Source organism: Mesorhizobium sp. CA4, assembly GCF_020165075.1.
Classification (GTDB): domain Bacteria; phylum Pseudomonadota; class Alphaproteobacteria; order Rhizobiales; family Rhizobiaceae; genus Mesorhizobium.
Genome location: NZ_JAIUHK010000034.1, coordinates 59,726 through 68,551 on the forward strand (window position 1 = coordinate 59,726; position 8,826 = coordinate 68,551).

The window sequence follows — 8,826 nt, forward strand, 5'->3', positions numbered from 1 at the left end:
TCGCCCGCGCAAGTTGCCTCCCGAATTGAAGAGGGAGGCGAGACATGTCGCTCAAGGGGAAGACGCTGTTCATCTCGGGCGGATCGCGCGGCATCGGGTTGGCGATCGCGCTGCGCGCGGCGCGCGACGGCGCCAATGTGACGATCGCGGCCAAGACCGCTGAGCCGCATCCGAAGCTGCCGGGCACGATCTACAGCGCGGCGGAAGAAATCGAGCGGACTGGCGGCGAGGCGCTGCCGGTGCTTTGCGACATCCGCGACGAGACCCAGGTTGCCGATGCGGTGGCGAGGACCGTCGAGCGGTTCGGCGGCATCGACATCTGCGTCAACAATGCCAGCGCCATCCAGCTCACCGGCACGCTGGAGACCGACATGAAGCGCTACGACCTGATGCACCAAATCAACACGCGCGGCACGTTCCTGGTCTCCAAAATGTGCATTCCGCACCTGAAGTTGGCAGAGAACCCTCACATCCTGAATCTGGCGCCGCCGCTCGATATGAAGGCCAAGTGGTTCAAGAACCATGTCGCCTACACGATGGCCAAATTCGGCATGTCGATGTGCACGCTTGGCATGAGCGCCGAGTTCGCTGGAGCCGGCATCGCCGTCAATTCGCTATGGCCGATCTCGACCATCGATACGGCTGCGGTGCGCAATCTTCTCGGCGGCGCCACGGTGGCTGCGATGAGCCGCTCGCCCGACATCATGGCCGACGCCGCGCACGCGATCTTCCTGCGTCCGTCGCGCGAGGCGACCGGCAATTTCTACATCGACGAAGAGGTGCTGCGCGCCGAAGGCGTGACGGACTTTTCGGCCTACGCGCCGGGCGCGGCCGATCAGCTTGCGGGCGACTTCTTCGTCCCGGACGAGGTGTTCGCGAACTCGCAGACGAAGGTAAAAAGGATCTACTGACGGTCGGGGTCGGCCTCAATCCATCTCGGCCTTTTTGCCCTTCGCCAGCGCCATCACCCGATCGATATAGGCCAGCATCAGTGCCGAGACGACGAAGGCGAGGTGGATGATGGTCAACCACATCAATTGGTCGGTCGTATAGGACACGGAATTCAGGAACACCTGCAAAAGGTGGATGGAGGATATGGCGACGATGGTCGAGGCGACCTTGACCTTCAGCGAGCCGACATCGATCGTTCCCAGCCAATGGACCTCGCCGTCCTGCTCGTCGAAGCGGCTGACGAAATTCTCGTAGCCCGAGATGATCACCATCACCACCAGCGAGGCGACAAGCGCCGCGTCGATCAGACCGAGCATCTTGAGGATCGTGTCGGTGTCGCCGAGCGTGAAGGCGCTCATGACGAACTCATAGAGCTTCTTGCCGAAGGACAGCGCGTAGATCGCCAGCGCCACGCCGAGTCCGAGATAGAAGGCGACCAACAGCCAGCGCGAGGCCAGGATGACGGATTCGATGGCGAGTTCGAGACGCTTCATGAAGCCTTCCGGTCAAATTGCGATAGAGCTTTTTCACCGTTTCACCAAACGGCGAACCGCTCTATCTCTTTGTTTGACGCAATTCCGGACGGAAGGGCGAAGGCGCCGAGCCTAACCGCTTCACACTTTTCCGGGAATTGCTCCGGACCGTATTTCGGCCAGATGAAGCCCGTTTTCAAGACAAAAAGCCCCGCCGGGGAGGGGACCCGGCGGAGCTCAGTGGGTCCCGCTGGAGTCGGGACAGGGCAGGGAACGCCCTGCAGAGAATCTGGGTGCCGCAATGCGGCGATTCAATGAGCAGGGCGGATCAAGCAGGACAATTCTTCTTGAGCCGGCAAGGAAAAGGCCCGTCCGAAGCGGACGGGCCTTCCTCTTGCGCGCTGATTCCGAAAATCCCGACAGGATCTTGAAATCAAACGCTCATTGTTGCTCGCTGTTGCTTGCCACCGGCGCCACCAGCGAGGTGATGCGACGGATGGCGACACGCCGGTTCTCGCGGTTCGGTCCGGGCGTGTTCACCTTGAGATATTCCTCGCCATAGCCCTGCGTGGTGAGGTTCTCGGCCGGGATGCCGAAGGCGTTGGTCAACGCTTCGGCGACGGCCTCGGCGCGGCGGTCCGAGAGCGCGAGATTCGCGTCCGGCGTGCCGACGGCGTCGGTATGGCCCTCGATCAGGAAGGTTTCCGCCGGGTTCTTCTTCAGAAGCTTTTCCATGGCGGTGGCCACGCCTTCGAGCTTCTGCACTTCGGTGTCGGAGATCGTCGCCGAGCCGAAATCGAAGTTCAGCGTGTCGAGATCGATACGCCGGGCGATGTCGCGCACGCGGGCCGAGCGCTTGACCTCGTCGATCGAGTAGAGGCGCTGCACCCTTTCCACCGGAGGCTGCTCGAGGAAGGTATAGTATTCGTCCGGATCCTGGACCTCCTCCGAATCCAGGATGTAGTCCCGGCGCGGGATGTCGAGCCGCATCGGTGGCAGGTCGTCGCCGGGATCGCGCCACTCGTCGACATCGTTATAGTAGCGCTCGTCGACATAGCTCAGCACATATTCGCGGCCGTCCGGTGTAATGCGCGATCGCCGGATGACGTCGCCGTTACGGTTGCGGATTGTGATGATCCTGACGCCGTCGTCGCGCTCCACGACTTCGCGCGTGCGACCGTCCGAAAGATCCTCGTAGTAAACATCCCTGGCGCCGCGGGTGATGCGGGGAGCTTCGTTGCTTTCCACGAACGTCTGGTTGTTGAACTGAAGGATCACCCGGTCACCGAATTGCTTTACCACGTCGGCACCCTGCGGCCGGCGACGCTCGCGGACAACCTGCTCGGGCGTAAGTTCGATCCGCTTACCTTTCTCCTGGTCCACGGGGACGATCTTTTCGGGCTTGATCGCCTGCTGCGCCGACTTGTCGTCGGTGGGCGGCGGTCCCTGATCGACTGGAGCCGGCCTCTGCGCCTGCTGACCGGCTTGTTGCCCGGCCTGATTGCCGCCATGCTGCTCGGCTTGATTACCGCTCTGTTCAGCGCCGGCTTGGCCAGTCTCGTTCTGGCCGGCCGGCTGGCGGCCCTTGTGCCTGCGCATGGCATCCTTCTGGCTGTCGAGGACAGGTGCCTCGTTCGGGTTGGCAGGCGCCGCGCCCTGCGCGGCATTGCCGCCGCTTTCGGGCTGGTTGTTGTTGGCAGGCTGATTGTTGGCCGGCTGTTCACCAGTGGCAGGCTGCTGCTGCCCGGGTGCAGGCTGCTCGGTCAGCGGTTTCTTGGCCTGCCTCTTGTTCTGGTTCGAAGGCTGTTCCTGTTGAGCCGGCGCCTGCTCGGTCTCGGCAGGTGCCTGCGCGGTTCCGGGAACCGGCAACGGCTTGAGCTTGCGAGAACCCTGGCCTGCTGGCGTCTGTTCGGCGGGGGTCTGGTTTTGCTCGGCAGGTTGCTGGGCCTGCTTGCGCTGCTTGCCGGGCTGGTTGTCATTTGCCGGCTGTTCCGCGGGTGCCGCTTCCTGCTGCTGCTGATTGAGCTTCTTCTTGCGCAGTTGCTGCTGCTGGTCGGGGGCGGCCTGCTCGGCCGGAGCCGTCTCGCCCTGCTGCTGATTGAGCTTCTTCTTGCGCAGTTGCTGCTGGTCGGGGGTGGCCTGCTCGGCCGGAGCCGTCTCGCTTTGCTGCTGCTGATTGAACTTCTTTTTGCGCAGTTGCTGCTGGTCCGGGGCGGCCTGCTCGGCCGGTTGCTCAGCCGGCGCCGATTCGGCCTGCTGGTTGCGCTTCTTCTTACGTGGCTGCTGCTCTTCGGTTGCCGGCTGACCGCCCTGATCGGCTGGAGCCGCCTCGGTCTGCTGTTCGCGCTTCTTCTTGCGCGGATTGAACTGCTGCTCCTCAGTTGCAGGCTGGCCGCCCTGGTCGGCCGGGGCCGACTCGGTCTGCTGTTGCTGGTCGCGCTTCTTGCGCGGCTTGAGCTGTTGCTCGGCCGGTGCAGCCTCATCTGACTGGCCGGACTGCATCTGTTGCAGCTCCTGCCGCTTCTTGCGCGGCTTCTGCTCGGACTCGGCAGGTGCTGCTTGTTCGGTGGCGGGCGCCGATTCGCTTTGCTGCTGCTGTTCGCGCTTCTTTTTGCGCGGCTGCTCGGCTCCGCCTTGCGCGCATTCCTCGGCCGACTGGCCTTCGGCGCAAGCGGCCTGAGCCAGCACAAGCGGCGCGCCGTGCAGGCCGCCGGAAGTGACACCCCCCTGCAGCGGGTACGCGCCCAACGGCGCGGATGCCATAAGCAGGCCGATTGCCGTGCCCGCCAGAATCCGTGGTTGGCGTTTCATGTCGATTTTCTCCTAGTGGGGTCCCATCCCTGCCCAAACTTTCGTCAGCCGCAATTGGTTCCGCCGGGCATTGGCGCCAGCCAAGGATGCCTGGCCGGCCTTTTGAAGGCAATTTCGTGTTTTTCTAATGTTGATACCGGGTCACCCGTCACCGCGCGCTTGACCAAAAGGCCGCGGAGGGCCAAATCCACCAAAATGACCGCGCCATTCTGGAAAACGAAGACGCTTGAGGCGATGACCCCGGCCGAATGGGAATCGCTATGCGACGGCTGCGGCAAATGCTGCCTGTCGAAGCTCGAGGACGAGGATACGGGCGAGATCTTCTGGACAAGCGTCGGCTGCCGGCTGTTCGACGCCGAGAACTGCCGCTGCTCCGACTATGCCAATCGCCTGGCGCGCGTGCCTGATTGCGTCGGCCTGACGCCGCAGAATGTGCGCACCATCACCTGGCTGCCAAAGACCTGCGCCTACCGGCTCATCGCCGAGGGCCATGATCTCTACTGGTGGCACAGGCTTGTCTCGGGAAGCGCTGCGACCGTGCACGAAGCCGGCGTTTCGATCCAGGGCCGCGTGAAGGCCAAGGAAACCGATCTGGCCGAGCCGGACGACTACTTTGATTATATACTTGACGACGAACCCTGATGGGTTCGCGTCGGGATGACGAACCCCGACGGGTTCGCATCTGGATGACGAACTCTGGCGGCGGCGCGCTTTTGACGAGGAACGACGAACCCTGCGGGTTCGCGTTTAGAACCTGAGGGGGTTGGCGTTTTTTGGCGAAGAGCGACGAACCCTGGCGGGTTCGCGCTTATATGAACCGGACATGAATGGCCGGTTCGCGGAAGGTTCAGACGCAAAAAGGCATTTTCCAGTCATCGGTTCTACGGGCGAGAGCCCACAATAAGGAGAGAAGACGATGCTCAACACGATCAAGACGGCAGCCCTTTCGGCCTTTGTCGGGCTTGGCACTTTGGCCACCATTCCGGCGCATGCGGACAGCCTTTATCTCGGTTTCGGGGACAGGCACGACCCGCGTTTCGGCATCTATACCGGCGATGATGACGGCTACCGCCGCGACTGGCGCCGCGACCGCGACTGGCGCGGCTGCTCGCCGGACCGTGCCCTCGACAAAGCTGAGCGCATGGGTCTGCACCGCGCCCGCATCGTCGACATCAGCCGCCGCACGGTGAAGGTTGTCGGCCGCCAGTATGGCGACCGAGTGGTGGTGGTGTTCGCCAACGAGCGCGGCTGCCCGATCATTTATCGCTGAGGCTGAAAGGGACGATCCTTTGCGAGGACCGTCTATGCGGACGATCCTCAAAGAGGATCGCCTATGAGATACCATCTTCTGCAAGATCAATCTTGAGTAGCGGAGCCCCTTGAGACGAGGCGCGGCTCGAAAAAAGCCCCGGAGGACCGATCCTCCGGGGCTTTTTTGGTGGCGGTGGCGCCTGCGACGCCTGCGGCGCCGACCGACGTTACTTCAGCTCGAAGGTGACCGTGACCTGGACATTATAGGAGTTTTCGCCGGCCTGCACCGGGACGGCCGAACGGGCCGCATCGAACGACTTGGCGGCCATCGGCATCGGCACCGGCGCGACATTCTGGTCGGTGATCTCGAGCACCTTGCCCAGGCTGACGCCGGTTGCTTCCGCAAGCGTCTTTGCCTTGGCCATGGCGTCGGCGACGGCCTTCTTGCGGGCTTCGGTGATCGTCACCTTCGGATCGTCATTGGTGAAGGTGATGCCGCCACCCTGATTGACGCCGAGCGACACCGCCTTGTCGAGAATCTCGCCCGTCTTGTCGACGTTGCGCACGCGCACCGACAGCGTGTTGGTCACCTGGTAGGCGACGAGTTCGGCTTCCTGACTGCCGTCGGCCTTGTTGGTGTAGTTGTAGCGCGGGTTGATCTGGATGCCGGCGGTCTGCAGGTCGCGTTCGGCAATGCCGGCGGATTTCATCGCCGCGATCACCGCCGCCATGGCGTCGTTGTTGGCATCGAGCGCTTCGCGCGCGCTCTTGGCCTCGCGCATGACGCTGAGCGAAAGGATCGCCATGTCCGGCGCCACCGTCGCTTCGCCTTCGCCGGACACGATGATGCGGGGCGGAGGCTGGGTGTCGGCGGCGCTTGCCAGCGCCGGGAACGCGACCGCGGCAGCGAGCGCGATGGGCAAAAGATGTCTGGTCATGAAAACTCCTCGAAGTCTGCGGTCCGCAGCCCCGATCCACATCTGCCTCGACCCGCAAAAAGGCATCGATTCCCGGCAGTGCGGCGCAAGGGCCGGACCTGTTTCGCGCCATAGAGGCGCAGGCCGCTCTAGGGCGCGAATATGGGCTGATTTTGGCGTTTTGCGCCAGCGCTTTCGAAAGCCTTGTGCGGACGAGCGAAAAACACTAAGCCAGCCCGCGTGGGGCCTGTAGCTCAATGGTTAGAGCCGGCGGCTCATAACCGCTTGGTTGGGGGTTCGAGTCCCTCCGGGCCCACCATTATCGTTATTTATCAATGGCTTACGGGCAGGTTCGCCAACAGGTTCGCCAAGAGGTTCGCCAAGCATGGGCTTGCGCGTCACAAGACGCACGACTCGATCCATCCCCTGGACCGCCAGCCGAACCTGCGATGCCTCGCGCGAATAGAGTTCGGCATGATCGATATCGTCGTGACCGAGCACATCCATGAGCTGTCTGGTTGAGGCCTCTGCCTCGGCGAGATAAACGCCAAGCGACTTTCTCAGTCCGTGCAGCGTCAGCCCTTTCGGAAGCCCGGCGAGCTTGCACCAATGAGCCATGGTGCCGGTCAGGGATTTGGCGGAGAAGGGCTGGCCATAAGCCGTGACCAAGACCGTTTCGCCCCGCTTGTCAGTGGCATCGAGGATTTCGGCAAGCATCGGTGTAATCGGAACGAAAAGCCGCTTGCCTCCGGTCCTGGTCTTGTTCTTGCCCTGGGTGATGTCGAAGCCGTCGAACTGACGTTCCTCGCCATCGATCATGACCCTGCGTGTGACCCTCTGGTCCCATCGCAAATCGGCGACATCGCCGCGACGATTGCCCAGCCAAAGCGCGAGGCCATAGCAGGTACGCGCAGCCGTGCCGAGCGGCCAGCGCTGTTCAAACTTCTGCATTGCTTCGCTTGGCCAAGCCTTCCAGCCTGTGTAGGCGGGACGCCATTCCACAGCTGCGGTGGGATCGATTTCGATCCATTCCAGGCGTATCGCGACATTGACGAGTTTGCGTATCGCAACCAGCAGGTGCTTAGCCTTGTGTGGTGTCGCGATGAAGCGTCCCAGAAGCTCCTCGACGTGCACTCGCCGCAGGTTCTTAACGGGCACATCGCGCCATGTAAGGGGATGGTCATCGACAACCCGCAGGCCCAGAAATTCCTCGATCAGACGGCTGTTCTTGAATTTCGTACTCTCATCATGGGCGAGCCACTTGACCGATGCTTTCAATCTCTGCTCCGCCGCACCGAAGGTTCCCGGCAAGGCAGCACCCGGCATCCTTACAACCTGCGCTTTGTGGATCTTCCGGCCCTCGACCGCGGCTTGGTAGGCTTCCTTGAAACCTACATCGTTCGGGGCGGGCAGCGTCACCAGACGTCCGTTGACGCGGTAGCGCCACCGCGTCGTTCCATGCCGATCCTTGTAGGAAGACAAGCCCGGATATTTGTCTTTCAGGCGCTGTTCCATCAGGGGCCTAGACTATTCTCGACGATGATTCCCTTGCAAGAGAAAGTCGACAATATTCTCTTCATCGTCGCCGGGGAGATCGGCGAACGCGGCCTCCAGTTTGAGGCGATCCCAGATTACACGACTATCTATTTTCTTCGGCTTTGGCATGCGGCGGTCGGCGACCATTTGGTCAAATTTGGTTACGCCTACGCCGACATAGCGAGCGGCCTCTTCACGTGAGAGACCCCGAGGAGGGTAGGGAAGGGAATCGCTTTTCATGACCTCGCCGCCGGCATATGTCCGCCTAGTGCACGGACTTCTGTTCAGAGATCAGGATCTAGAGTGCATCAACCTCCGCCGGAAGGGCACCGATCTAGCACTGCGGCAAATTGCGGTCTCGGCGTATAAATAGGATGGTTATGTGAGTTCAGGTGTTCGAGTCGGGAGAGCGCTACCGCCTTTCCCCCGGTCGGAGACCATGCGATTTTTCTACAGTGTCGGGCGCGATGGGCCTCTCTCGATGCCGCTAAGACCTGTAGGGACGTGAGAGTCTGACCCGAAGCTATCCACGGCACGTACGGCAGCTTTGCGCCTGCAGATCGGCGACACGCATCCCGAGCAAACGGGATGTTCCGATTTCTCTATTCGACATTTGGTCAGTCCTCCTCCCCCCGCCCGTGTCTGTTTCGCCGCCACCCGAATCCGCAGCCTGCCGACAGTCTGGTGTTGCAGTTGAGGAGCATCAGCATGCCCGCTCGTGAGAATCTGCTGATATTATGAATGAATGATGAATGGCGCGCGGCTGTAGTTCGGCCCTTGCTGCGATCGCGGAAGGCAGGCTTATTGTCCGGTCGCGGGCCGGGCCGGAGAGGCAGCGGCTAGGCGGGTACGCTGCAGAGCAAGGCCGCCTGAACGGCGTCGAAGAA

The 8,826-nt window shown here is 62.1% G+C and carries 7 protein-coding genes, 1 tRNA gene and 1 pseudogene; 4 read left to right on the plus strand and 5 right to left on the minus strand.

The window, feature by feature from the left end; all coding sequences use genetic code 11:
• The first annotated feature begins 44 nt into the window (after positions 1 to 44).
• Positions 45 to 911 carry an SDR family oxidoreductase gene (locus tag LB528_RS24045; protein WP_224716565.1) on the plus strand — a complete coding sequence of 289 codons (867 nt, stop codon included), beginning with the start codon at positions 45 to 47 and terminating at the stop codon, positions 909 to 911.
• A gap of 15 nt (positions 912 to 926) precedes the next feature.
• Here LB528_RS24045 and LB528_RS24050 read toward each other — a convergent pair whose 3' ends face one another.
• Positions 927 to 1,445, minus strand: coding sequence for a TIGR00645 family protein (locus LB528_RS24050; protein WP_224530384.1), 519 nt, complete (start codon positions 1,443 to 1,445; stop codon positions 927 to 929).
• Between the two features lie 420 nt (positions 1,446 to 1,865).
• Positions 1,866 to 4,235, minus strand: a complete 2,370-nt coding sequence (locus tag LB528_RS24055; protein WP_224716566.1) for an OmpA family protein — start codon at positions 4,233 to 4,235, stop codon at positions 1,866 to 1,868.
• A gap of 195 nt (positions 4,236 to 4,430) precedes the next feature.
• Here LB528_RS24055 and LB528_RS24060 point away from each other — a divergent pair, with 195 nt between their 5' ends.
• Together LB528_RS24060 and LB528_RS24065 are read left to right on the plus strand one after the other, a co-directional pair.
• Complete coding sequence (locus tag LB528_RS24060) at positions 4,431 to 4,877, plus strand: YcgN family cysteine cluster protein (protein WP_224716567.1); 447 nt, start codon at positions 4,431 to 4,433, stop codon at positions 4,875 to 4,877.
• A gap of 274 nt (positions 4,878 to 5,151) precedes the next feature.
• The gene (locus LB528_RS24065; protein ID WP_224716568.1) at positions 5,152 to 5,505 is read left to right on the plus strand and encodes a hypothetical protein; all 354 of its coding nucleotides are present in this window, start codon (positions 5,152 to 5,154) and stop codon (positions 5,503 to 5,505) included.
• Positions 5,506 to 5,713: 208 nt separating this feature from the next.
• Here LB528_RS24065 and LB528_RS24070 read toward each other — a convergent pair whose 3' ends face one another.
• Positions 5,714 to 6,424: an SIMPL domain-containing protein gene (locus LB528_RS24070; protein WP_224716569.1), complete on the minus strand. Its 711-nt coding sequence runs from the start codon at positions 6,422 to 6,424 to the stop codon at positions 5,714 to 5,716.
• A gap of 222 nt (positions 6,425 to 6,646) precedes the next feature.
• Between LB528_RS24070 and LB528_RS24075 the strand changes: the two genes are divergently transcribed.
• Positions 6,647 to 6,722 (plus strand) — tRNA-Ile (locus LB528_RS24075).
• 191 nt (positions 6,723 to 6,913) lie between these two features.
• Here LB528_RS24075 and LB528_RS30475 read toward each other — a convergent pair.
• Positions 6,914 to 7,918 (minus strand): annotated as a pseudogene (locus LB528_RS30475) (tyrosine-type recombinase/integrase); the annotation flags it as partial.
• Positions 7,919 to 7,930: 12 nt separating this feature from the next.
• Complete coding sequence (locus LB528_RS24085) at positions 7,931 to 8,179, minus strand: hypothetical protein (RefSeq protein ID WP_224517536.1); 249 nt, start codon at positions 8,177 to 8,179, stop codon at positions 7,931 to 7,933.
• Between the last annotated feature and the right edge of the window lie 647 nt (positions 8,180 to 8,826).

What these genes read in the sequence shown, in the direction of transcription:
- LB528_RS24085 (WP_224517536.1), bottom strand. Translation starts at nt 8,179, where the DNA reads ATGAAAAGCGATTCCCTTCCCTACCCTCCTCGGGGTCTCTCACGTGAA.
- LB528_RS24055 (WP_224716566.1), bottom strand. Translation starts at nt 4,235, where the DNA reads ATGAAACGCCAACCACGGATTCTGGCGGGCACGGCAATCGGCCTGCTT.
- LB528_RS24060 (WP_224716567.1), top strand. Translation starts at nt 4,431, where the DNA reads ATGACCGCGCCATTCTGGAAAACGAAGACGCTTGAGGCGATGACCCCG.
- LB528_RS24070 (WP_224716569.1), bottom strand. Translation starts at nt 6,424, where the DNA reads ATGACCAGACATCTTTTGCCCATCGCGCTCGCTGCCGCGGTCGCGTTC.
- LB528_RS24050 (WP_224530384.1), bottom strand. Translation starts at nt 1,445, where the DNA reads ATGAAGCGTCTCGAACTCGCCATCGAATCCGTCATCCTGGCCTCGCGC.
- LB528_RS24065 (WP_224716568.1), top strand. Translation starts at nt 5,152, where the DNA reads ATGCTCAACACGATCAAGACGGCAGCCCTTTCGGCCTTTGTCGGGCTT.
- LB528_RS24045 (WP_224716565.1), top strand. Translation starts at nt 45, where the DNA reads ATGTCGCTCAAGGGGAAGACGCTGTTCATCTCGGGCGGATCGCGCGGC.